General features: G+C 60.3%; 16 protein-coding genes. 7 read left to right on the forward strand and 9 right to left on the reverse strand.

All coding sequences use genetic code 11. The features are described 5' to 3' along the window. The first annotated feature begins 134 nt into the window (after nt 1-134). The 3 genes from FJ404_02605 to FJ404_02615 are packed head-to-tail and all read left to right on the forward strand — an operon-like array spanning nt 135 to nt 3,264. The gene (locus tag FJ404_02605) at nt 135-677 is read left to right on the forward strand and encodes a Rieske 2Fe-2S domain-containing protein (GenBank protein ID MBM3821776.1); all 543 of its coding nucleotides are present in this window, start codon (nt 135-137) and stop codon (nt 675-677) included. Continuing rightward, entirely contained in the window at nt 674-2,458 is a 1,785-nt protein-coding gene (locus tag FJ404_02610) for a c-type cytochrome (protein MBM3821777.1), read from the forward strand. Before FJ404_02605 ends, FJ404_02610 begins: the two co-directional genes overlap by 4 nt. A 32-nt stretch (nt 2,459-2,490) precedes the next feature. After that, on the forward strand, nt 2,491-3,264 hold the full coding sequence (locus tag FJ404_02615; GenBank protein ID MBM3821778.1) for an SDR family oxidoreductase: 774 nt from the start codon (nt 2,491-2,493) through the stop codon (nt 3,262-3,264). A gap of 59 nt (nt 3,265-3,323) precedes the next feature. Here the strand turns inward: FJ404_02615 and FJ404_02620 are convergent, their stop codons facing one another. Further along, nucleotides 3,324-4,247, reverse strand: coding sequence for an NAD(P)-dependent oxidoreductase (locus tag FJ404_02620; protein ID MBM3821779.1), 924 nt, complete (start codon nt 4,245-4,247; stop codon nt 3,324-3,326). Between the two features lie 45 nt (nt 4,248-4,292). On the opposite strand from FJ404_02620, the gene FJ404_02625 reads away from it, so the two are divergent. Further along, on the forward strand, nt 4,293-5,279 hold the full coding sequence (locus FJ404_02625; protein MBM3821780.1) for an NAD-dependent epimerase/dehydratase family protein: 987 nt from the start codon (nt 4,293-4,295) through the stop codon (nt 5,277-5,279). A gap of 946 nt (nt 5,280-6,225) precedes the next feature. Here the strand turns inward: FJ404_02625 and pnp are convergent. The 3 genes from pnp to acnA form a co-directional block, all read right to left on the reverse strand. Next, nucleotides 6,226-8,358, reverse strand: a complete 2,133-nt coding sequence (pnp, locus tag FJ404_02630; GenBank protein MBM3821781.1) for a polyribonucleotide nucleotidyltransferase — start codon at nt 8,356-8,358, stop codon at nt 6,226-6,228. 219 nt (nt 8,359-8,577) lie between these two features. Beyond that, nucleotides 8,578-8,835 (reverse strand): 30S ribosomal protein S15, encoded by a 258-nt coding sequence (gene rpsO, locus FJ404_02635; GenBank protein ID MBM3821782.1) that lies wholly within the window; start codon nt 8,833-8,835, stop codon nt 8,578-8,580. A gap of 211 nt (nt 8,836-9,046) precedes the next feature. Further along, nucleotides 9,047-11,776 carry an aconitate hydratase AcnA gene (gene acnA / locus FJ404_02640; GenBank protein ID MBM3821783.1) on the reverse strand — a complete coding sequence of 910 codons (2,730 nt, stop codon included), beginning with the start codon at nt 11,774-11,776 and terminating at the stop codon, nt 9,047-9,049. Between the two features lie 386 nt (nt 11,777-12,162). Here acnA and FJ404_02645 point away from each other — a divergent pair, with 386 nt between their 5' ends. The 3 genes from FJ404_02645 (at nt 12,163) to FJ404_02655 (ending at nt 18,933) form a co-directional block, all read left to right on the forward strand. Next, on the forward strand, nt 12,163-13,020 hold the full coding sequence (locus FJ404_02645; protein MBM3821784.1) for an esterase-like activity of phytase family protein: 858 nt from the start codon (nt 12,163-12,165) through the stop codon (nt 13,018-13,020). A 242-nt stretch (nt 13,021-13,262) separates the two neighbouring features. Next, complete coding sequence (locus FJ404_02650; GenBank protein MBM3821785.1) at nt 13,263-14,465, forward strand: VCBS repeat-containing protein; 1,203 nt, start codon at nt 13,263-13,265, stop codon at nt 14,463-14,465. Further along, nucleotides 14,389-18,933 carry a sorbosone dehydrogenase gene (locus FJ404_02655; protein MBM3821786.1) on the forward strand — a complete coding sequence of 1,515 codons (4,545 nt, stop codon included), beginning with the start codon at nt 14,389-14,391 and terminating at the stop codon, nt 18,931-18,933. Before FJ404_02650 ends, FJ404_02655 begins: the two co-directional genes overlap by 77 nt. 491 nt (nt 18,934-19,424) lie before the next feature. On the opposite strand, the gene FJ404_02660 is transcribed toward FJ404_02655, so the two are convergent. The 5 genes from FJ404_02660 to FJ404_02680 form a co-directional block, all read right to left on the reverse strand. Next, nucleotides 19,425-21,041, reverse strand: a complete 1,617-nt coding sequence (locus FJ404_02660; GenBank protein MBM3821787.1) for a sigma-70 family RNA polymerase sigma factor — start codon at nt 21,039-21,041, stop codon at nt 19,425-19,427. Between the two features lie 15 nt (nt 21,042-21,056). Then, nucleotides 21,057-21,596 (reverse strand): hypothetical protein, encoded by a 540-nt coding sequence (locus FJ404_02665; GenBank protein MBM3821788.1) that lies wholly within the window; start codon nt 21,594-21,596, stop codon nt 21,057-21,059. Between the two features lie 190 nt (nt 21,597-21,786). Then, nucleotides 21,787-23,547 (reverse strand): hypothetical protein, encoded by a 1,761-nt coding sequence (locus FJ404_02670; GenBank protein MBM3821789.1) that lies wholly within the window; start codon nt 23,545-23,547, stop codon nt 21,787-21,789. A gap of 108 nt (nt 23,548-23,655) precedes the next feature. Continuing rightward, nucleotides 23,656-24,198 carry a hypothetical protein gene (locus FJ404_02675; protein ID MBM3821790.1) on the reverse strand — a complete coding sequence of 181 codons (543 nt, stop codon included), beginning with the start codon at nt 24,196-24,198 and terminating at the stop codon, nt 23,656-23,658. Between the two features lie 2 nt (nt 24,199-24,200). After that, nucleotides 24,201-24,602: a hypothetical protein gene (locus FJ404_02680; protein MBM3821791.1), complete on the reverse strand. Its 402-nt coding sequence runs from the start codon at nt 24,600-24,602 to the stop codon at nt 24,201-24,203. Between the last annotated feature and the right edge of the window lie 272 nt (nt 24,603-24,874).

Consider the following 24,874-nt stretch of genomic DNA (forward strand, 5'->3'; position numbering starts at 1 on the left):
ATCTGAAGGGCGCCCCGCTCGGACGCAAGCCAACGAATCGAGGAAATCTGGGCATTGCTTCACCCCGGGGATTCTGGCGTAATCGCCGCGTCCCGCGCGACGAATTCGCCCAATCGAGATTTTCCATGAGCACCATGCCGCACCCTCCTCCGGATGACAATCGCCGGGATTTTTTCAAGAAAACATCGGCCATTGTCGCGGGCGGAATCCTGGCCGCGGCGCCGCCTCTGGCAGGGGTTCCGATGATCCTGGATCCTCTCCGAAGAAAGTCCGACGCAGGCGCTTTTGTGCGTGTCGCCGCGCTGGCGGCATTGCCGAACGACGGCGTGCCGCGCAAATTCGCCGTGCTGGCGGATCGCCGCGACGCCTGGAACAAGTTTCCGCGCACGCCCGTGGGCGCCGTTTACTTGCGGCGCACGCCTGAAGGCCGGATCGAGGCGTTGAACGTGGTTTGTCCGCACGCGGGCTGTTTCATCGATTTCCTGGCGGCCAAGCCGGGCTACTTCTGTCCGTGTCACAACAGCGCGTTCGCCCTGGATGGCTCGATCGCGGACGCGAAGAGCCCGAGCGCGCGAGGCATGGATTCGCTGGAGGTGGAAGTTCGCAACGAGACGGAGATCTGGGTCCGATATCAGAATTTCGAAGCGGGCAAAAAAGAGAAGATCCCCCTCGCATGAAGGCCCTCCTCGATTGGTTCGACCATCGCACGGGCGCCCGCAAGCTTCTGCACGAGGCGCTGTTCGAAAATATCCCGGGAGGTGCGCGCTGGCGCTATGTCTGGGGCAGCATGCTCACTTTTGCCTTCTCGGTTCAAGTGATCACCGGACTGCTGCTCTGGACTTCCTACAATCCCAGCTCCACCACTGCGTGGGAGAGTGTGTATTACATTCAGCATGAGTTGTGGGGGGGCTGGTTCCTGCGCGGAGTGCATCACTACACGGCGCAGTTCATGACGCTGCTCCTGGTGTTGCATTTGATGCAGGTCGTCATCGACGGGGCGTACAAGGCGCCCCGGGAAATGAATTTCTGGTTTGGACTCATCCTCTTCAAACTCGTGCTGGCCCTCTCGCTCACAGGCTATCTCCTGCCCTGGGATCAAAAGGGGTTTTGGGCCACCAAAGTGGCGACCAACATCGCGGGCATCACTCCCGTCATCGGCCCCTCGCTGCAGAAACTCATCATTGGCGGCACGGACTACGGACATCAAACGTTGTCGCGCTTTTTCGCGCTCCATGCGGGCATTCTGCCGCTGTTAATCGGCCTTCTCATTGTCGGACACATCTACTTGTTCCGTCGGCACGGCATCACCGCCAAGCAACCGTTGCGAAAGAGAGACGCCGCGTTTTGGCCCGACCAGGTCTTGAAGGATGGCGTCGCCTGCCTCGCTTTGATGGCGGCCGTGCTGTTTCTGGTCATACGAACCCGGGGCGGAGAACTGGGCGCGCCGGCAGATCCCACTGAGCCTTTCTCCGCGGCCCGACCGGAGTGGTACTTTCTCTTCCTTTTTCAACTCTTGAAATACTTCCCGGGAACCACGGAAATCATCGGGGCCATCATCCTCCCCGGACTGGCGGCCACCGTGGTTTTCCTGATGCCATTCATCGCGCGCTGGAGGCTCGGTCATACGTTTAATGTGTGTTTCCTTTTCATGTTGCTCGGAATCGCCGGACTGCTCACCGGGCTGGCGCTCCGTCAGGACGGTCGGGATCCCCTGTTTCTCGCCTCGGAGAAAGACGCCGAGGCACAAGCGCAGCGAGTCGTCGAGCTGGCCCAGTCGCCGACCGGCATCCCCCCGACGGGCGCCGTAAACTTGCTGAGGAACGATCCGCTGACCCAAGGCCCAAAAATCTTCGCGAAGAACTGCGCCAGCTGCCACCGCTATGGCGGCCACGATGGCCTGGGTCATGAACCCACGGACCCGCCGAGTGCGCCTGACTTGAAAGGCATCGGCACGCGCGCGTGGATCTCGGGATTCCTCGACCCGCAGAAGATCGTGTCCTCGAATTACTTCGGAGGCAGCCGCCACAAGGATGGGAAGATGGCGGGTTTCGTCCAAAAGAAAGTTTCCCAATACTCCAACGAACAAAGGGATCAGTTGACCAAGGTCATCGCCGCCCTCTCGGCGGAAGCGAATCTCGAATCTCAGAAAGAACTCGACGCCAGAGAAAGCGGCTTGATCGAAGATGGACGCAAATGGCTGCGCTCCGAGCTGGGATGCACCGACTGCCATCAATTCCGTGTCAAGGATGAGGACGCCACCGCGCCGGACCTGACGGGATATGGTTCCAAGGACTGGCTGGTCCGCTTCATCTCCAACCCGGCCCACCCGGATTTTTACGGGAAGAAAAATGACCGCATGCCGCGTTATGCGGACGACGGCGTGCTGACCGAAGCGCAGATCAGCATGGTGGCCGATTGGTTGCGCGGGGAATGGTTTCGTCCTTTGGCGGAACGCTGAGGATCACCGCCACGCGTGCGTGATCGGGGCTTATGGATCTTCAATTGCAAGGCCAGCGGGTCGTGGTGTTCGGAGCCGCACAAGGCCTAGGACGCGCGATCGCCGATGGATTCGCAAGCGAGGGCTGCGAGGTTTTTGGTTTCGACTTGCTGCACGCCCCCGCATCCACCACTTCGACCGCAAGGTTCGAAACAGGGGATGTGACCTCGTGGGATCGCGTCCGGAGCTTCGTGGACGCCTGCGGCCCCGTCGATCATATGGTTTACTCGGTGGGGGTGGGATCCGGAAAATTTGGGTTCCCCTTTTGGAATCTGACGCCGGACGATTGGCCCCGAGTGCTGGAAGTCAACTTGCTGGGAGCGGTGCATGCCGCCCATGCCTGCGCCCCGGGCATGGTTCATCGTCGCAAGGGATCGATGCTTTTTGTCGTTTCCGTGGCGGGCCAGATGGGATCCCAAACCGACCCGCCCTACAGCGCCGCCAAAGCGGGGTTGATCAACTTTGTTCAATGCGCAGCCAAAGACCTGGCGCCGTACGGAGTGCGGTCCAACGCGCTTTCGCCGGGCATGGTGCAGACCGGCTTGAATCGTTCGGTGTGGCAGGCCGGACAAAGACTGCTCCCCGAGTCTGCCCGGCAGGACTATGAAACATGGGCCAGCGAAAAGATTCGCAAGGTGGCGCCCCTAGGCCGGTGGCAAGCGCCGGAGGAGTTCGCGGCGATGGCGGTGTTCCTGGCCTCCGAACACGCCCGCAATATCACGGGCCAGACTCTGAACATCGACGGCGGCCAAGTCATGCATGCGTGAAAGGGCGCCCCGGCCCCGTTTCTTCCTCCCCAATTCATCGAGACTCGATGGAAGGGGATTCACTCATAGAGCTTGAACAGGCCGGAGTGGTCCAGATCCCCCCAGCCCTTTTCGTGGACGAATTTCTCCCACTGGGCGCGGCAATTCCGCAAAGTGGCTGATTCGAGCCCTACCGTGTCGGCGAGTTCGCAGATCAGCCGCACATCTTTGAGTTGCAACTCGGCGCGCCCGCCCGCTTTGAAATCCCGCCGGGCCATGCGGCTGCCGTGCAAATCAAGAATGCGGCTCTCCGCAAAGCCGCCCAGCAGGGCTTCACGCACCCGGGCGGCGTCCAACCCGGCAAGCTCAGCCAAGCGCAGTGCCTGGGCCACGGCGTCGATCGTTTGGGCAACGATCAATTGATTGGCCAGCTTCGCGACCTGCCCCGCGCCTGGCCCCCCCAGAGAGGTGACTCTGCGTCCCACGGTCTCGAGGACAGGCCAGGCCCGTCGAACGTTTTCCTCTGCGCCCCCCACCATGATCGAGAGCGTCGCCGCCTCGGCGCCCACTTGTCCGCCGGACACCGGCGCGTCCACCCAAGGGATGTGAGCCGCGAATCGCCGCGTCTCCGGAACCCCGGTCGTTCCAAAATCGATGATCAACGAGTCCGGGGACAAGCCTCCAGCCAAACCCTCCGGACCGAAGACGACCTGTTCCACCACCGCGGTGGAAGTAAGATTGATGCACACGATCTCTCCATCCATCGCGCGAGCCAAGTCCGGAAGACTTCGTGCTCGCCGCATGCCCATCGTCTCCGCTTCCGCCGCCGGGCCTTCGCTCCGATTCCACACCCAGACATCGGCGCCCGCCGCATGCAGATGCCGGGCCATCGGACGGCCCATGTTTCCCAGTCCCACGAATCCAATCTTGTGTCCAGCCATTCGTTTTTCCATGTTTGACACTTGCTCTGAGGTTGAGGATCTGTGCGGCTCGATGCTGCCCATTTCAGGCGGCGGAGCGCAAATCTCGAATCAACAATGTGAGGCATCATGAACGTGGTCATTACCGGCGGCGGCGGATTTCTTGGAACCCAACTTTGCGCGACTTTGTTGCAGCGCGGTTCGATCACAGGACCCTCGGGCAGCCTCGAACCCATCGAAAGAATCGTTTTGTTCGACGCCGCATTCAGGTCCCCTCCAGGAGACTCCCGCGTCCGTCAGCAAACCGGCGACATCGGATGCCGCGACGCGGTCTTTGCAGCGGTGGGACATGATCCCGCGACGTCCATTTTTCATCTGGCTTCCATGGTGAGTGGAGAGTGTGAATTGCGGTTCGACGATGCCTTGCGCGTCAATCTGGACGGCGGACGGAACGTCTTCGAAGCGGTCCGCGCCCTGCCTGGAAAGCCGCGCGTTGTGTTTACCAGCAGCATCGCTTGCTACGGAGGAGCCGCGATGGAGGAACGCAATGGCGATCGCACCAAACTCACGCCCCGCACCACCTACGGGATGACCAAGGTGCTGTGCGAACTGCTGATCAACGACTATTCGCGGAAAGGCTATTTCGATGGCCGCTCCGCCCGATTGCCCACGGTGATCATTCGTCCGGGCAAACCCAACGCGGCGGCCTCAAGCTGGGCGAGCGGAATGTTTCGCGAACCGTTGAAAGGCGAGCCCTGTCCCTTGCCCGTCCGGCGGACACAACCCCATCCCATGACCGGCTACCGGACCGTGATCGATTCCCTGATTGCGCTTCATGAAGTGGTCGAAGATCGGTTGGGTGACGACCGGGGTTGCGTCCTTCCCGCACACCGGGTCACCCCCACGCTGGCCGAGGAGGTCCTGTTGACCGTCGCCGCCGAACGCGGGTTGCGGCTGGGGCGAATCGAGGACGCTTTTGACGAACGCATCCAGGGCATTGTGGACCAATGGCCCGAGGACGTGGACGGATCACGGGCGGAAAGCCTGGGTTTGCCTCGACCTCCAGCGTTGCGAATGATCGTGGAACAGTATCTGGCCGATTTTGGACAGACTTGAACCTTAAACCTCCCGACTCACTTGATGCTGAAGTTACTCACCATTTCGCACCCCGGCCCGGCGGAGTTTTCCTGCTGGAAACGGCAATTCAGCAGCGTCGAGATGCGCAAAAGCTTGAGTGGGAAAGGCCTGACCAAAGTTGAGGTGGATCCGCAAGGTGATCCATCGAAACTTAAGAAAAGCCTTTGCCGCCAAGATCTTGCGACAGATCGATGCTGATCAATTGCCGTTCATAGGGTCAAGCACCTAGCCTCAGATATCCTGACCACAAGCGGAAGATGCGGGACGGATGCATAAGGGATGTGAGACCAGAGTGAAGTGAAGCAGCTCGGTCGCAAGCCGGAGGCTTGCCAGCTTTTAGCCGGTGGTTGAGGAGCGCAGCGACGATACCACCGGTCCACCGGGTCGCCCCAGCATGTGCATCCCGGAGGAATGGCAGCGTCGCAGGTATCAATACCCAAAACACTCAAGGACAGACATATCGAGCACTTCAAGAATCCCAACAGGATTCCGTCCCGAAACCCAAGGTTGCGAGGAACGAGCTACGTTGGGTCACAGTTCGCCCATGGAAAACAACCCCAACGGGGTTGTGACGAAGTCGTATCTCCATCTTCAGGGGAAAAGCCACAACCGCGTTGCGGTTGAATTCATTTCCCAACGGCGACCCAACGTAGCTCGTTCCTCGCAACCTTAGGCTGGAGGACACAATCCCTTTGGGATTGAAGGCCGGATTCCGTCGCCGTAGGCATCGCGGATTCCGTGGCCAATTCGCCCTGGAAACAATTACAACGGGAGAGCCATCTCGATGAAGAAGGCGGTGGCCAAAGATTGAACCTCCCGACTAACTTGATGCTCAAGTTAGTCGGGAGGTTGAGACAAAAAAAGGAGTGCCGGAACGAATCCGGCACTCCCTTGCAAAAAAACCACTGGCGCGAGTGGCCCGAATTTAAGCCTTGGGGGCCATTTCTTTGTCGCGCTCTTCCATGGCCGCTTTTCGCGACAATTTCACGCGGCCTTTCTCATCGACACCAATGCACTTGACCCAGATTTCGTCGCCCATCTTGACGATGTCCTCGGTCTGCTTGACGCGGAAATTGGCCAATTCGCTGATGTGGCAGAGCCCATCCTTGCCGGGGAACACTTCGACAAAACAGCCGAAGTCTTTGATGGTGACCACCCGCCCGCGATAGATCTTCCCCACCTCGATTTCGCCCGTCATCGCCTGGATGGATTCCATGGCGATCTTCATCCCCTCGGCGGAGAGCGAGTAGATCCTCACCGTGCCGTCGTCGTCTATGTTGATCTCGCAACCCGACTCCTCGACGATGCGTTTGATGTTCTTCCCGCCGGGCCCGATGATGGCGCCAATCTTTTCCGGATTGACCTTCACGGTTTGAATGCGCGGCGCGTACTTGCTGAGCTCCGCCCTTGGCGCAGCCAGGATTTGCGACATCTTGTCGAGAATCGATAAGCGCGCGACGCGGGCTTCCTCCACCGCCTCCGCCATGATTTCATGGGGCAATCCGCGGAGCTTCAGATCGAGCTGGAATCCGGTGATGCCATTCGAGGTGCCGGCGATCTTGCAATCCATGTCGCAAAACGCGTCCTCCCAGCCGATGATGTCCGTCAACAACTGGTAACGGCTGATTCGGTCAGCCTCCCCATGCTCGGTGCAAATGCCGATGCTGATCCCAGCCACCGGACGGGTCAAGGGCACGCCGGCATCCATCAGCGCCAGCGAAGCGCCGCACACCGTGGCCATCGAGGTGGATCCATTGGACTCCATGATTTCGCTCGTGATGCGAACCGCGTAAGGAAAGGTGTCCAGAGGAACCACGGGCTCTACCGAACGCTCCGCCAGGGCTCCATGTCCGATCTCCCGTCGTCCGGGCCCGCTGATCCGTCCCGTTTCGCCCACCGAAAAATTGGGAAAATTGTAGTGGAGGATGAATTGCTTCTGACTTTCGCCACCGGTGTAAGAATCGAACTCCTGCGAATCTTCCGTGGTCCCCAGCGTCGCCAGGACCATCGCTTGCGTCTCTCCCCGGCAGAACAGCGCCGAACCATGCGCCCTCGGCAGCAGGCCCACGTCCCCGCTAATGGCGCGAACGTCCTTGAATCCACGCCCATCGAGGCGCTTTTTCCCGTCCAGAATGAGCCCGCGGACCGCTTCTTTCTGAATGTAATAGAAAGCATCCTTGCGCACGGTCTCGGTCACTTTTTCCTCGCCGAACTTTTCGACGAGCTTCTTGGAAATGTCCTCGGTCAGGGCCGACCAAGCACTTTCCCGGGCGAGTTTGCCAGGGGTAAGCAGGGCAGGCACAATTCGATCGCCCCCGATGCGTTTGGCTTCCTCGAGAACCTCGTCTGGAACCACATTCACCGTGATGGCGCGTTTGGGCTTGCCCGCTTTGGCCATCAATTCCTTCTGAGCCGCAATGATGGGCTGGCAGCATTCATGGCCGAATTTGAGCGCAGCCAGGAAGTCGGCATCCGAAATCTCATTCGCCGCCCCCTCGAACATCACCACGTCCGTGGTGTTGCCGACATAAACCAAATCCAGGTCGCTGTTGGCTCGCTGGCTGTGCGTCGGGTTGGCAACAAACTTGCCGTCCACCCGGCCCACGCGGACCGCGCCCAGCGGTCCTTCCCAGGGGATGTCACTGACGGAAAGCGCGGCGGAGGCGCCGATGACGCTGAGGATATCCGAATCGTTCTCTCCGTCAGCGCTGAGCAGAACGCTTTGGACTTGCACTTCATTGAACCAGCCTTTGGGGAAAAGCGGGCGAATGGGCCGGTCCGTCAGCCGGCAGGTCAGAATTTCTTTTTCGGTGGGGCGGCCTTCACGTTTGAAGTAACCGCCGGGAAACTTGCCTGCCGCAGCCGCCTTTTCGCGGTAATCAACGGTCAGAGGAAAAAACTCCTGGCCAGGCTTGGCCTTGATGGAAGCCACGGCGGCGACCACAACAATCGTTTCGCCCAAGCGCACCGTGACGGCTCCGTCGGCTTGCTTGGCGAGTTTTCCGGTTTCAATAACAATGGGGGTGGATCCAATCGGGATCTCAATTTGGTTGGACATAATCAATCATTGATCCAACCCATTGACCCAGAGGAACTTCATTCAAACACCGCCTTGGTGGCTGAATGAAATTTCCCCGTGTCAACAGGCAGATCGGGTTCGCGAGAATGTTTCAAGATTCTCCCCTGCCAGCTCGCGTTCACCGGCGGACCTAGAAATCACACAAGGACTGGGAAAACCTCAAAAAAAGCGCCTCCGGAAGGAAGCGCTTCGTGTTTCTTATTTGCGGAGCTTCAGCTTCTTGGTCAAGGACTGGTACCGCCCAACATCCTTGTGCTGAAGATAATCCAAAAGCCGACGCCGCTGGCCCACCAGCATCAATAGTCCGCGTCGCGAACTGTGATCCTTCTTGTTTTTCTGAAGGTGCTCGGTCAGTGAATTAATCCGCTCCGTCAAAAGTGCAATTTGCACGTCAGGAGACCCTGTGTCACTGTCGTGCGTTCGGTGTTGCTCAATCGTCTTGCTCTTCAATTCCATATCCAGACGTCTCAAATAGTGTATTCCAAAGGGTTGACGCTACCGACCCACCAACCCCCTGTAAAGCGGATTTTCAATTTGAAAACCCGGTAGATCGATAGGAAATGGGACCGATCCGCAGGACATTGCGGACTCGATAACCTGGCATTCCCGCGGGGGGCGGCTTGCCGATTTTCGATTCCAATGGCTTCCCGGCCCAAAGTCATGCCGCTTACGCTGTCGCCATCAACTGCCTCAGCACATAAGGCAAGATCCCGCCATGCCGGTAGTAATCGATTTCGATCGGCGTATCGATGCGGCAGCAAACCGGGACGTCCTCGACCGTCCCGTCCTGGCGCGCAATCCTCAGCACCAAGTCCTGCTGCGGTTTGAGATGGGCGTCCAAACCCGCCACCTCGTACGTCTCTGTGCCGTCAAGCTTCAGGCTCTGCGCCGTCACCCCTTCCTTGAATTGCAGCGGCAGCACCCCCATGCCGACAAGATTGCTTCGATGGATGCGCTCGAAGCTCTGCGCCACCACCACCTTCACCCCCAGCAGGTTTGTCCCTTTCGCCGCCCAATCCCGGCTCGATCCTGTGCCGTATTCCTGTCCAGCGATCACAATGAGCGGAGTGCCTTTGGCTTGGTAAGCCACCGCCGCGTCATAAATCGACACCTTCTCCCCGCCCGGCCCCATTGTGTTCCCGCCCTCCTCGCCCCCCAACATCAGGTTCTTGATGCGCACGTTCGCGAAGGTCCCCCGCGTCATGATGCGGTCGTTGCCCCGGCGCGAACCGTAGCTGTTGAAATCTTCGAACGTCACCCCGTGCTCTCCGAGAAACTTCCCCGCGGGCGAACTCTTTTTGATCGCCCCCGCAGGCGAGATATGGTCCGTCGTCACGCTGTCCCCAAAAATGCCCAAGGCGCGCGCGCCGCGGATGGGTGCAATGCCGCCCGGCGTGAGCGAAAAATTCTCGAAGAACGGCGGCTCCTGAATGTAGGTGGACGCGCGATCCCACTCGTAGACGTTGCCGGTACTGGAAGGGATTTCGTTCCACTTCGGGTTCTGCGCGGCGAAATCCTTGTAAAGTTTCCGAAAGACCTCGGGCTTGAGGGCGGATTGCATCGCGTCGCGCACTTCCTGAAGCGTGGGCCAAAGGTCGGCGAGAAACACCGGATGGCCTTCCTTGTCCTGTCCCAAAGGCTCGCAGCTCAGGTCGATGTCCACACGGCCCGCCAGGGCGAACGCCACCACCAACGGGGGCGACATCAGGAAATTTGACTTCACGTTCTGATGAACCCGGGCCTCGAAATTGCGGTTCCCCGACAGCACGCTCGCCGTCACGAAATCGTTCTTCACCACCGCGTCCTCGATGGCCGGATCGAGCGGACCCGAATTGCCGATGCAGGTGGTGCAGCCGTACCCCACGGTGTGAAATCGAAGTTTGTTCAGATAAGGCGCCAGTCCCGTCCTTTTGAGATAATCCGTCACCACGCGGGAACCCGGAGCCAGCGACGCCTTGACCGCCGGATCGACTTTCAACCCCTTCTCCACGGCCTTCTTGGCCAGCAGTCCCGCGGCGAGCATCACACTGGGATTGCTCGTGTTGGTGCAGCTGGTGATGGCGGCAATCAGCACCGACCCGGTGCCGATCCGCGCCTTCTTCCTGGCCGCGGTCTCCACCACGACACGCTTGCCCAACACCTGCCTCGCCTTGCCGAATCCATTCTCCGTCACCGGGCGTTGCAAGGCGTTGAAAAACTCCCGCCTCATATTCGGCAGCTCGATCCGATCCTGCGGCCGCTTCGGCCCCGCCACGCTGGGCCTCACGGATCCGAGGTCGAGCTCCACCACCTGGGAGTAATCAATCCGGCCCGCTTCCGGAATTCCCCACAGGCCTTGCGCCTTGTAGTAATTCTCGTAAATCCGGCAGTGCGCCTCACTTCGTCCAGTGGCTCTCAAATAGCGGACACATTCCTCGTCGATCGGAAAGAATCCCATCGTGGCCCCATACTCGGGCGCCATGTTGGCGATGGTGGCGCGGTCCACCACCGGCAGCGCTGCCGCCCCGGGCCCGAAAAATTCCACAAATTTCCCCACCACCTTCGTCTTCCGCAAGAGTTGGGTGACCGTGAGGGCCAGGTCGGTCGCGGTCACGCCTTCTTTCAACGTCCCGGTCAGATGAACTCCAACAACGTCCGGCGTCAAAAAATACACGGGTTGCCCGAGCATGCCCGCCTCAGCTTCAATGCCGCCCACGCCCCAGCCCACGATGCCGAGACCGTTGATCATCGTGGTGTGCGAGTCCGTTCCAACCAGGGTATCCGGATAATACACGGCGTCCGGTCCCGGAGATGCCTCGCCCCGTCCGGTCAACACGCCTTGGGCGAGATACTCGAGATTGACTTGATGCACGATGCCAATGCCCGGCGGCACCACCTTGAACGTGTCGAAGGCCTGCATCCCCCACTTCAAGAACTGGTAGCGTTCGCGATTGCGCTGGAACTCCAGGTCCAAATTCTTCGCCATCGAGTCCGTGCTCCCCGCGAAATCAACTTGCACCGAGTGATCCACCACCAAATCGACCGGCACCAGCGGCTCGATCAGCTTGGGATTCTTCCCCATCCGGGCAACGGCGCTCCGCATCGCGGCCAAATCCACCAACAAGGGCACCCCTGTAAAATCCTGCAGCACGATGCGCGCAACCACGAATGGAATCTCCTCGGTGCGGGCCGCGCCAGGCTTCCAACCCGCCAAATCACGCACATTCCGCTCCAGCACTTTCAACCCGTCGCAATGGCGCAACACGGATTCCAGCACCAGGCGGATGGAAACCGGGAGCCTCGAAATCGGGCCGAGCCCGGCGGCTTCCAAAGCCGGCAGCGAATAGAACCGCCCGCGGCGCCCGCCACCGAGCTCGAAGGTTTGCAAAGACTGAAACAATGAATGGGGTTGGCTCATAAAAAGACCGCTGGCGGAGCACCGCCAACGAAGCGGCGAAAATGCAGTCCCCGTCCCGGGGTGTCAAGAAACGGGCAGGAGGATGGATTTTCAAGGTTCGAATTCTGATGGGCGATGGGGCCGGCGGCAAAACATCGATTTCTGTGATTCTTCCACGGGTGAGAGTCGCCCTCGTTCGCCAATGGACCATCGAAGGTCGAACATCCCAGCAATTCTCATTTTGACGGGTAGGGCGCGCACTCCGCTGCGCGCCGCTCTTGGAAACAGCCGATCTCGGCGCGCAGCGGAGTGCGCGCCCTACCTTCTTCCGTGCCAAATGAGAACTGCGGCGAAAATCCGCCCTCCCCTTGCCTCGCAGCCCAGGTCGGGTTAGGAGTTTCAGAGTCATGTTGATTCGTTCACCTTGGGTCTTCGCCCGCGTCCTCTCCAGCACGCTGGCGTTGATCGCTTCCTTGGCCCAAGCCTTGGGCCAGAATCAAACCCTATCGCCGGCGACGCCCGCTGCCGCTCCGGCCGGCCCGGAAACCAGCAAGAAATCATCCCCTCACTTCAAACTCGAACTCGGCGCCTTCTGGCAGCTCAACGTGCCGGGCGACCGCTTCGATGCCTCGGGATTGTTGTGGGCAGCGAACGGCGAACTGCCGACGATCAACGATCGCGGGCCCGAACTCTACCGCGTGATCTTCGGCTCGCGATCGAACGTTGCCGACGTCGTGCTGAAAACCAACGGATTCTCCCCGGCGCAACTGCGCAAGTTTGCCGGAATCAAGCGCAACCGGTACGACGGCGAAGGGATCGCCCAAGACGAGCAAGGCCGCATCTATATCTGCGAAGAAACCGACCGCTGGATCTTGCGCTTGGACTCCGCGACGGATTCCGTCGAAAAACTGCCCATCGATTGGAGCCCCGTCTCCGATTATTTTTCCCGGGACAGCAACGCCTCGTTCGAAGGCATCGCGGTGGGCGAGGGAAAACTTTACCTGGCCAACGAACGATCTCGCGCCCGCTCAACAATCATGCCGCCGACTTCAACTACACCGATTTGTGCTTCTTCGAACGCAGCCTTTGGGTGCTCTTCCGCGAGAGCCGGACGGTGTTGCGCGTGGACCCTTCAACGCGGCAAGTCCTCGCCCAATTTGATTTTGGCCACATTGAACTTCGGGCCGACTTCGCCTATCTCACGACCTTTCCCACCGGGACCATGGAAGGCCTGGCCGTCACCTCGACCGACATCTGGCTGCTGACCGACAACAATGGACAAGGCCGCATCAAGTTTCCGCGCGATACCCGCCCGACGCTGTTCCGTTGCCCCCGCCCTGACCGGACCAAGTAGCGGTCGTCCGCGAAGCTCAACCCTTGTTGGATTTGCGAAGGTCTTTGCGGAACACCTGCTGGCGCCACGCCCCAACCCGAGAGTTGCAGCACAGCATCTCAGGCTCTACCCGCTTGGCTTGACCCGACTCGGTGGTTCGAGAATCCTTTCCCCATGCCCACGAGACTTCATGCCGCCCTGGCGCTTTGCCTTCTGACGCCCGCGTCCCACGCCGCCGAGCCCTCGTTCAAGAAAATCAAACTCACGAGCGAGTTCCTCTCGGAAGGCGCCCACTTCGCCGACTTCAATCGCGACGGTCACACGGACCTCGTCGCCGGCTGGCAATGGTTCGCCGGTCCGGATTTCAAGACCGTCCACGAATTCAATCCACCCCCCGCCAAACCGTTCGACCCCGCCAAGAGTTACTCGGATTATTTCCTCACTTACACCTACGATTTCAACGCCGACCACTGGCCGGACATTCTGGTCTTCTCCTGGCCGGGCAAGGACGCCTCGTGGTACGCCAATCCCAAGAACAAGCCCGGGCACTGGACCAAGCATGTCCTCGTGCCGGAGGCGGACAACGAATCGCCCCAACTCGGCGACCTGAACGGCGACGGCAAACCCGAACTCATTTGTCATACCGGCGGAAGATTCGGTTTCGCCGAACTCGATTGGAAAGACCCCACCAAGCCCGCCACCTTCCGCCCGATCTCCCCGGAGGATAAGAAGAACATCCAGCGATACACGCACGGATACGGTTTCGGCGACATCAATGGCGATGGCCGTCCCGATTTGTTGGAGAAGAATGGATGGTGGGAACAGCCCTCTGACTACCGCACCGCCGGCCTTTGGAAGCTTCGTCGCGTGCCTTTCGCCCCTGAAGGACTGCGCGGTGGCGGCCAAATGCTCGTCTACGACGTGAACGGCGACGGTCGCAACGACGTCATCACCAGCTGGGACGCTCATGGCTACGGCGTCGCCTGGTACGAACAGCGTCCCGGCGGCGGATTTACCGAGCACATCCTCGTCAACACCAAGCCTTCCGACAATCCCTACGGCGTCCAGTTCACTCAGCCGCATGCCATGGTTCTGGCCGATATCAACGGGGACGGCCTCAAGGATTTCGTGACGGGCAAACGGTTCTGGGCGCATGGCCCCGCGGGAGACGCGGAACCCTCGGCGCCGGCCGTTCTCTACTGGTTCGAACTCAAGCGCACTCCGGGCGGCGCTTCTTTCATCCCCCATCTCATCGACAACGACTCCGGAGTCGGAACCCAGATCACCGCCGGCGACCTCAATGGTGACGGCAAGCTGGACATTCTGTCCTCCAACAAAAAAGGCTTCTCGGTTTTCCTGCAACAACCCTCGCGTTAACGCCCAACCCGACTCTATGCGAATCCATCCCTCCCTTTGCGTCCTCGGACTTGCCGGAGCCCTCGCGTTCTCCGGATGTGAATCCCAGTCGACCTCCTCGCGCGCGACGGCCGCCCCCGGCAAAGCCCCGGCGTCGCGTCCGCTCCTCCAACTCCGCGATGGCGATCGTGCCGTGTTCATCGGCGACACGTTCATCGAGCGCGAACAAACCTACGGGTGGATCGAATTGATGCTGACCACCGCGTTCCGCGACCAGAAAGTGACCTTTCGCAACCTCGGCTGGAGCGCGGACCTGCCCGATGGCGAATCAAGGCTTGGCCTCAGCCTCGGGCAAGCCGGCACCGAACCTCCCGGCGAGGCCTGGATGCTCCTCCAAAAGCAAATTCAAGAAACCAAGCCGACCGTGGCGTTTCTCGGCTACGGCATGGCCGCCTCGTTTGCCGGAGAAGCGGGTTTGCCCAAATTCCGCCAGGACTACCTGCGCCTGCTCGATACGCTCGAAAAGCTCTCGCCGGGCTGCCGTGCCGTCGTGCTCAGCCCCGTCCGGCACCTCCGCCTGCCCGCGCCGCTCCCAAACCCCGACCGCCACAACCAGCAGCTCCAAAACATCACGCAAGCACTGCGAGAGATCGCCGGCAGCCGCAACCTGCCCTTTGTCTCGTTGTTGGAAGCTTTCCCCGTTCAAACCAATCCCACCACGGCCACCCGCTGGAGTGACAACGGCATTCACCTGACGAGCGACGGTTATCGTCAACTGGCTTCCTTCCTCGAAAAAGCACTCGGCCTCTCCGCCGCCGCCCCTTCGTCCGCGCACGCCGAAACCGTACGCAGAATCATTCTGCGCAAAAACGAGTTTTACTTCCACCGTTCCCGGCCCGCCAACATGGCCTATATCTTCGGCTTCCGCCGTGCCGAACAAGGACGTAATGCCGTCGAAATGCCCAAATTCGACCCCCTCATCGAAGCCGAGGAGAAGAAAATCTGGCAGTTGGTCCGTTCCGTCGGTGACGCGCGCTTCCAACCCGGCGCCCATCTCCAACCCGCGGAACTCCGCGACAAACCGGCCGCCGCGCGCTTCACGCCTCAACCCAAACCCCAGTTCACCGTGGCCGAGGGATTCGAGGTCACGCTCTGGGCGGAAAACCCCTTGCTGGCCAAACCCATTCAAATGAATTTCGACCCGGCGGGACGACTCTGGATCGCCAGTTCGGAAGTGTACCCCCAGGTCGAACCTGGCCAGGCCGCGCACGATAAAATCATCGTCCTCGAAGACACCACTGGCGGCGGCAAAGCCGATAAAGCGACGGTCTTCGCCGACGGTTTGCTCATCCCCACCGGCGTCATCCCCGGCGATGGCGGCGTCTATGTCGCGCAAAGCACGGAATTGCTGTTTCTCAAAGACACGGACGGCGATGGCAAAGCCGACCAACGTCGGGTTGTGCTGAGCGGATTCGGCACGGAGGATACCCACCACAATCTGCACACACTGCGCTGGGGCCACGATGGTCGTCTTTGGATGAACCAATCGATCTACACCCGCACGGAAACCGAAACACCCCACGGCGTTTTCCGCTTGCGCAGCGGCGGCGTCATGGCCCTCAGAACCGGCACGCTCGAAATCGACACCCTCTACCGAGGCTGGGTCAACTCGTGGGGACATCAATTCGACGCTTTCGGACAATCCTTCGCCACGGACGGCGCGGGCGGAGCCGGAATCAATTGGGCGATGCCCGGCGGCATGTATTTCACTTACGCGCGCGCCCGCCGCATCCTTCCGAGCGTCAGCCCTGGAAGTTATCCGAAATTTGCGTCCCTGGACATCGTCCACAGCCCTCATTTCCCGGACGATTGGCAGGGGGATGCCATCACGTGCGATTTTCGCGCTCACCGCGTGGCCCGATTCAAACTGAGCGAACAAGGCGCCGCTTACACCGCGAAGGAAATGCCCGAGCTTTTGCGAACTTCGGACGTGACGTTCCGCCCGATCGACGCCCGTTTTGGGCCCGACGGTGCCCTCTATATCGCCGACTGGAGTAATCCAATCATCCAGCACGGCGAAGTCGATTTCCGCGATCCCCGGCGGGATCACGAACACGGCCGCGTCTGGCGCGTGCGCTGGAAAGGCAAGCCGCTCCAAACCCAGCGCGATTGGACCCGAGCTGAGAGTCCGGTGCTTCTGGGCGAGTTGCTTTCTCCCAACGGTTTCAATCGTGCCCAGGCCAATCGTGTCCTCACCGAACGCGGATCCCGAATCCTCCCCGATTTGGATCGTTGGAGTCGCGGGCAAACCTCCGAACCCGCGCTCCTTCAAGCGCTCTGGATGTATCAAGCCATCGATCGCCCGAACCCGCCTCTCCTGCGCCGCCTGCTGTCCGCCCAGGACGCGCGCGTCCGGGCCGCCGCCGTCCGGGTGCTCGGCGAATGGGCGCCACAACCGGCGCTGACCGATCCCTTCCGCCTGACCGATGGCTCGGGCAGCACACTCCTTCCCGTCACAGTCCGCCCACCCTCCATCGACAAAAACGAGGCGATTCAACTCCTCGGCCAAGCCGCCGCCGACTCCCATTTGCGTGTCAAAGTCGAGGCCGTGCGAGCCCTCGCGCGCATTCCCGATCTGCGCAGCGTTGAAATCGTCCTCGGCCTGATCGACTCCATGGCATCTGACTCGTTCCTCGACTACGCTCTCTGGCTTTCCATCAATGACCTCTCCCGCGTTTGGCTCGCCTCCTTGGAATCGGGTGCCTGGAAAATGGATGGACGCCAGAAGCAGCTCGAATTCGCCCTCAAATCGATCGAACCCGCCCAAGCCAGCTTGGTTCTCAACCGGCTCACCACCAGCAATCCACTGCCGGCGGACGGATCCGGACCGTGGATCGAACTGATCGGTCAAGCCGGGGATGCCAGACAGTTAGCCCGGCTCTTTCAACAGGTGCTCTCCAAGGGTTTCCACGACAACGCCGCTCCCCGTGCTCTCGGCGCCCTCGCCGAAGCCGCGCGGCTGCGCAACTCGAAACCGGAGGGTTCGCTCGATGGACTCAGCACCCTTCTCCAATCCTCGCCTGAACCGATCCGCATCGCCGCCATCCGGCTCGCCGGGCGCTGGAAACAAATGAGCGCCGGCGGCGTTCTCGCGGCGCTGGCCGGCGGTGAATCAACCCCTCTCGAAACCCGGCAAGTGGCCGTGGATGCCCTCCGCGAAATGGGAGGCAGCGAAGGCATAGGCCTCTTGCGCCAAGTCTTCTCCCAATCGTCGTCCGCTCCCGTCCGGCGTTCCTCCGCCATCGCCCTCGCCTCACTCGGGTTGCAAAACGCGCTGCCCCAAGTGATCGAAATGCTCGGCGCCACCACGCAGGAGCAGGACGCCATCCAACTCTGGCGCCAACTGCTCACGATTCGGGGAGCCGGACCTGTCCTCGCCAAAGGCTTGCCCCCGTCCGGGCTTCCGGAAGCAGTCGCCAAAGCCGGCTTGCGCGTGGCTCGCGAGGGAGGACGCAAGGAACCTGAACTCATTCTCGCCCTCGCCCAAACCGCCGGCTCCACTCCCGAGGAGAAAGTCCTGTCCGCCCGTGAACTGCAAGAATGGGCTGCCACCGCCATGTCCAAAGGCGACGCCCACCGGGGCGAATTCATCTACCGTCGCCCCGAACTCGGATGCATCACCTGCCACTCCATCGGCGGGGCGGGCGGCAAAGTCGGCCCCGACATGACAAGCATCGGCGCCAGCGCGCCACCCGATTATCTCATCGAATCCTTGCTCTACCCAAACGCCAAAATCAAAGAGGGTTACCACTCGGTCCGCGTCGATACCATCGACGACCAGGAACTCAGCGGCATTCTCGTGCGCGACACCGCGAACGAACTGATCCTTCGCAACGCTCAAAACACCGAAGTTTCAGTCGCCAAAAACAAAATCAAAGCGCGAGCCAACGGCCTCTCCCTGATGCCCTCCGGTCTCGCCGATCCGCTCTCCGCGGAGGAAAAGTTGGACCTGTTTCGATTCATGGCCGAACTCGGAAAAGCAGGCGCTTTCGACGCGTCGAAAGGCGGTGTCGCCCGGCTCTGGCGCTTGCGCGGCCGCGTCCACACCGAGGACCAAGCCGGTGCCGATGCTCCTCCGGCGCGTCCAGTGGATGACCGTTTCTGGATGCCGGTCTTCTCGCTCGTCGACGGCCGCCTCCCCAAGAGCGAGATGGCACCCATCGTGGAAAACGCGAATCGCGGCACCAGCGCAGTCGGACTCCACGCCGCCACCCAATTCCAAACTTCCAAGAGCGGTCCGGTCCTGCTCAAGATCTCCGGCGTCAGCAAAGTTCAGTCCTGGATCAACGACAAATCGATGGGCACTAACCCGGAGATCAAGGTGGAATTGCCCGCAGGACGCCACACGCTCATTCTGCGGCTCGATCCACGTCAGTTGCCGGACGATCTGGCCGTGCGCTCCACTGACGTTACCTTCGAAACGCAATAACACTCAGCTCGACGAGAATCCCAACGGGATTCCGTAACGAAGCCCAAGGTTGCGAGGAACGAGCTACCTTGGGTCACAGTCCGCCAACGGAAACCAACCCCAACGGGGTTGTGACGAAATCCTATTCCCGTTGGGCGGGGTAAAGCCACAACCGCGTTGCGGTTGAATCGATTTCCAAACGGCAACCCAAGGTAGCTCGTGCCTCGCAACCTTGGGCTGGAGGACACGATCCCTTTGGGATTGAAGGCGGGATTCTGTCGCCGTGGGCATCGCTCATGCCGTGACCCATTGAGAAAAACACGACGAAGAACGAGGCCTATCCTTGATGGATCTGGTGAGTGATTCGGAATGGGTTTATCGCCAGGATCTTGTGAAGTGTGATGAAGAGAAGTTGCCGTTGTAGGCAAAAAAACTCCGCCGGGCCAGGGTGCGGGATAGTGAGTAACTTCACCATCAACTTAGTCGGGAGAATTAAGCTTGAAACTCCAGCCTCACCGATGCACAGCTTTGGCCCGCACTCGACCCGCCGAGCACCATCCCAGCGAGACCACGATCACCATGAGAATCACCCAGTGGGCATGCTTGAGAAAACCCAAGACGGTCCAGAAAAACCACTGGGAGAAGAACCACACCTTCACGGCGGGAGTGTTCGCCTCCGCAGCCTGAGCCACGACACCCCAAGCAAAGTCTCGAGCCACTGCGGCGACTCCTAACGCTGCTTCCCAACCCAACGCGCCAAACCCAAACGCCCACCACCCCACCGCCAAGCTGCCAAAGGCCAAGACACCCGCACCGATTCCCCACAAACTGAGACTCAGCACACCGATGGTAATGCCTCCCACCGCCACCGGCGCAATGGCCACGCCACCCAGGGCAATCAACGGGCTGATGGCGAAATCTCCCACAGCGATCCAACCTACCACCCGCTGACGACCCGCCGTTCCGCCGTGATCTCCCATGGGCCCAATCGCAACCAAGGGCAAATTCAGAAATCGCGACGTCGAAAGATAAGCCACCCTTGGCCACCGCTGAGCCCCTTCTGAATCCAGCCCTTCGGCATCCACGGTCCCCGTGGCTTTCCTGATCCGCAAGACCTCCCGGTCGATGAAGGAACCATAACCCAAAATCGTGCCCACCAGCACAGCGGTCCAGGCGAACACTCCCAACACGATGGCCCAGGCCGAGGGCGTATACCACTTCCCCGCGCCCATCAGTACCAAGGCCAGCCCAAGACTCATCAACCAGCAAAACAAGACCACCCGCCTCCCGTGCTTCCGCAGCCAGGCTCGCTCCGCTTCACTGTGACCCGTGGACGCCGCCGCGCTTGCGCTCAACCATCCGACCATCAATCCGGCCACGGGTCCCAGGACCGGCCACGAGCTCGTGGCTGTAAAAAGCCCCTTGACCCCTGCCGTTCCATGTCCCGCCACAGCGCTCGAAGCCGCGGCGGCTTCCACTCCGCTGGAAGCCAGAGCCGGCAATCCGGCAAGCACGGCGGCTCGAAATGCCGCGGAAGGCTTGGTTCGCTCCAAAGAGGTTTCAACCCACACCGACAGTTCCTGCCGCAACATGGCGCGCCCGCGGGAAAGGCGTTGCTTCACAGCGTCCTCGGAAATCTCCAGCGCATCGGCGACAGCGGCCACCGACTGGCCTTGACGGTAAAAAAGCACCAAGGGCTCGCGATACGGTTCCGGTAACTCCTCCAGCGAACGCCACAGAAGCTGTTCTTCCTCCCGCGAGATGGCGGACGCGGATGGATCGGCGTCAAGGCTCGCCGAATCTTCCGCGGCTTCCAAAGGCAAAGGCGATCCCCCACGGCGATGGTCACGTCGCGCCGCGCTGGCGGCCAGATGGCGGACAATGCCGCAGAGCCAGGATCGAATCTTCGAGGGCTCGCGGAGTTCGTCCACCTGCCGCCAAGCTGCCAGGAAAGCCTCCTGTGCCAAATCCTCGGACCGCGCTAGGCTGCCGCACGAACTGAATGCAACCGAACACAGGAGGCTTTGGTAACGCTCTACGATCCGTCCAAACGCCTCCCGATCACCCCCGCGCGATCGTTCCCAAAGTTCAAGGTCGGTCTCCAGATGGGGCGAGGCTTCAATCTTCATGCTGCCACCGAGTGGTCATGAGCATGGAAAAGGTGACTCGATTACTGCACCTCGAAACAGGGTTGAGACAAACCGCGAACCTCGACAACCCTGCGCGGAGAAAGGCCGGTGGCCATCAGCCATCAACCATCGTAATCGAGTGACCCCAATACGCCCATGAAAGCGCCCAGATACTCGGCAATGCTGCCCCCGGTGCGCAATGTAAGCGACGCGCAAGCCTTGCCTGACGCCTCCGGTGGCGTAACCCATATCGAAGGTGAGTGCGCGCGCTCCATTGGCGATGGACTGCCACTCCTTCTCCACGTGCACGCCGGGAAACTGCTCTTTCGCCAACTCGCGCCATTGCTGCACCGACGGGGGCGCACTGGAGGGCGGTCGTTCCTCTCCGGGCTTCAATTTCCGCTCGGGAATGTCGTTCGGATGGAGCAACGTGAGTGTAATCGTCGCCTTCATCTGTTCCTGGGTGAAAGTGACGCGGCGCTTTCCAGGATCGCTCTTCATGGTCCATCGCTCCGGAGGCACCAACCCGAGCTTCTTGTCCGCCGCGATGATCAAATAGCGCAGGTAAGGATTGCCCTACTCCGGATCCGTGTCCCGGATGGACTGAATCTGAAACGATTGAGCGCCAGCCAGAAATGGAGCGGCTAAAGCGAGCGACAGCGCAAGCCCGAAGGGCGAAATCTTCCAACGCATGAAGAAGGATTAAAGAGCAAAGAGGTTCAGGTCAACCCCCGGCTCGTCGGGATCAACTTGCCGGAATGGTCTCGCCGGGCGGAATCAAAGACCAGGTGCCTCTCACGATGGTGCGCAATTCGGGCGTTCCAGGAGGCAGTTTGACCGAATTCATGAAGTTAAGATCGAACGCCCAATTGCGCTTCGGCGGAGAATAGACACTGGTCAACCCCCACCGCCCTATCGCATATTTGCTCGGGAACACGACCACCATCGATCCGTTGTAGGTGAAGGTCCGGGTCGAGCCCCAGGTCTCAAGAAACCGCGGAAAATTTTCCGCGCCCCCGCTGTAAATGCTGTAAGTCGGGGTCTCCACAATCCCCGAAAGAAACGCGGCATTCACCGTCGTGTGCGCAGCAAGCCGACTCCCCACCGCCAACGCACTGGTCGGATCGGTCCACGCCTCCGAAAGTACTGTGATCGCGTCAGAAACGAGCGAGGCGGGCAGCGATGCAAGTGTGTTGCTTGTCCCACGGTCTGCCACCGGAGCGTTGTAATGGCCCTGAACATAGAGCGGGCGCTCGGTTGCAACCGTCAGACCCGTGGCGGGCAAAGCAGCCCCGTTGGTCAAGCGCACCGCGACCAAATCGGTGTTGGTATTGACCGTCCGATGATCCGCCACATAGACGAGACGAACGTCGCGATTACCCATGGCGGGACGCAAACTTGTGTTGGTGGCGCTCCAATCCTTCAATCGCCCGACGTCAATCGTCAGGGGCCGCACCCACTTGCTTTCTCGCGCGTCCCAAAAGGCGGAATTCGTATTGATCAAGCCGGCGAGTTGCCTGGCCGGAATGGCCGTGCCAAATCCATTAAAATTGCCGCTCGATGCGGTCACCGTGGTGTTCGATACCACGATGATCATGTCGGCCTTGTTGTAGTAGCGTTGGCGGCCCATCGGCGAGGCGGCAGATTCCCCGGGCGGGGGAATCTCCACAATCGCGCGGACCGCGCCGGGCGTGTTGTTGGTTCCGATCGGCAGGGTCAAGGCTCCCACCTTGGCGTCATGATCACCCATGTAGGTCACGGTCCCTCGAGGGGCCGCGCGTCCATCCCCCGGCGCCCGGCCAAAGGTGATGTCCCCGACGGCAGTCACATGCGTCTGGAAGGTGAGGGTGTTGTCGGGACACACATAAAGTTTTTTGTTGGAATGCACCCGCCCCGTCACATTGAACGGCTGGCCGCAGCTGATCTCCATGTTTAACCCATAGAAAATCGCGAATTGGAAAACCGGAATGCTCGCGATCTGAAAATCCTGGAGCACTCCCGCGCGGGCAGGCGTGCCGTGGTCCCGTTTCATCCGCGCATTGGCAATCACCCGATACGAGGACGCGTTGGCACGCAATCCCGCGTACACCGAAGTCAATTCGGTCAACCCCCACGAAGTCCGCCGCTCGACATAGATGCGGCCGGTGTCGCCCGTCGCGTCCTCAGTCGATTCCCCCGGAGCCGTAAACGTAAAATCCTCCCAAAAAGGTTCCTCCCTTTTTTTCGGCCGGAGATCCTTGTAGTCCGACAGGTTGGCGTAGACTCGGGCCTCCCCGTCGTCCTGAAAATCCTTGGCGATGGTGGCCAGCACCTTTTCCGTGGCGGCCTCCGCGGCAAACGCCGTGGTGAAAATATCATTGTTGCGCGAGGTCAAGTGCGAGTTCTGGGCGGTCCAGGAAAGCGCACCGCCCAAAACAAACAAGCTGATGCCCGTGAACACCATCACCAGCATTAAAGCGAAACCACGTTCCGTCCGGCCTGGCCATGACAAGAGATTTGTTTTCATATCGGTATCAAGGTTTGAAAGGTCCTATTCCAACGCCCGGCGCGTAATGCGCGTGCTCAATCGATAATAGTCATAAAGCCCGCCCGGTCCGATGGTGACAATGGGATATTAGATCTGAAAGAACTCGAGATTCATGCCAATCACCCGATTGTTTTGCGGATTCGTGATCACATTCCCGAGGTGATCCTCCGCCGAAAAGACCAGGTTGTTGCTGATAAAATTCGCCACCACCTGAGCCGCCGTCGATCCGTTCGTGGTCCGCTTCAGGATCTTGTCGCTCGAATCCCAAAAATAACGGATGAAATTGTTGGTGTTGGTGCTCATGTAGATCTGCACGCAATTGCCGATCTGCGGGGTGTTGTCCGCAGCCTGGGTGAAGGTGGACAACCCGCCATTCCCGACGCGAAGGGTCTTGGCGGCCCGGATTTCGTCGACGAGCTTGCTGACCGCGGATCGAGCTTCGTCGCTCGCGCCCAGCTTCGCCTTGGTCATTTGATACATGTTTATGCCCACCAAATGGGCGGTCACCGCCCCCAGCACGATCATGGAGAGGATCGCGGAAGAGATCAGGACTTCCGTCAGTGTGAAAGCGATCTGATCCAACCAGCGGCGGGACAGCCCGGCTCGCGATTTCAGCGTGTCGATTTCCATTTTCATTGGTCGGGCGCGCGATAAGTGACAATGGTGTTGGTGAACAATCCCCGCTCCATGAACCGCCAGACACATTCCACCCGGATGGATTTCAATGCCGGACTCGTCGAGACGTCCCTGATGAGGGTGAAGTTCGTGGCGTAAACGGCGTTCGTGAGCTGCACCGGAATGTCGAGAATGTTGACCTGGTCAGGAAAATTCGTGGCCACCAACTCGTCCACCTGCGGCCAAGCCTGCGGATCCCATTTCGCCGCCCGTGTCTGCTCCAGCCTCTGCATGGCCAAGGAATGAGCGGCCATCGAATAAGCCGACCACTCGGCCCGCTGCGCGGAACTGATGTAACCGTAAATGATCCCGCTCAACGCCACGGCCGTAATCGCCATGGCGATGATCACCTCCGGCAGCGTGAACGCCCTCCTTTAGCGGACACCCCCCACAACTCGACGCTTAATCGCTTGGTTCATACACGCCTCAATGAATCGCTCTTTCAAGAATTAGCGCCAAACTGGACTGCGGGCCGGCTCTACGGTAATAGCAAAACGCCTGCCAACCGGATCTACGGGCGGCAATCCGCAAATGAACGTCCACCCGCTTGTCCTCCATCAGACCAAAAATGCGAAACCGCCTCAACCCCAGAGTTGGCGATCATGAGGACTCCTTCCCCACCCCCTCCACT

The organism is Verrucomicrobiota bacterium, assembly GCA_016871495.1.
GTDB lineage: Bacteria > Verrucomicrobiota > Verrucomicrobiia > Limisphaerales > VHDF01 > VHDF01.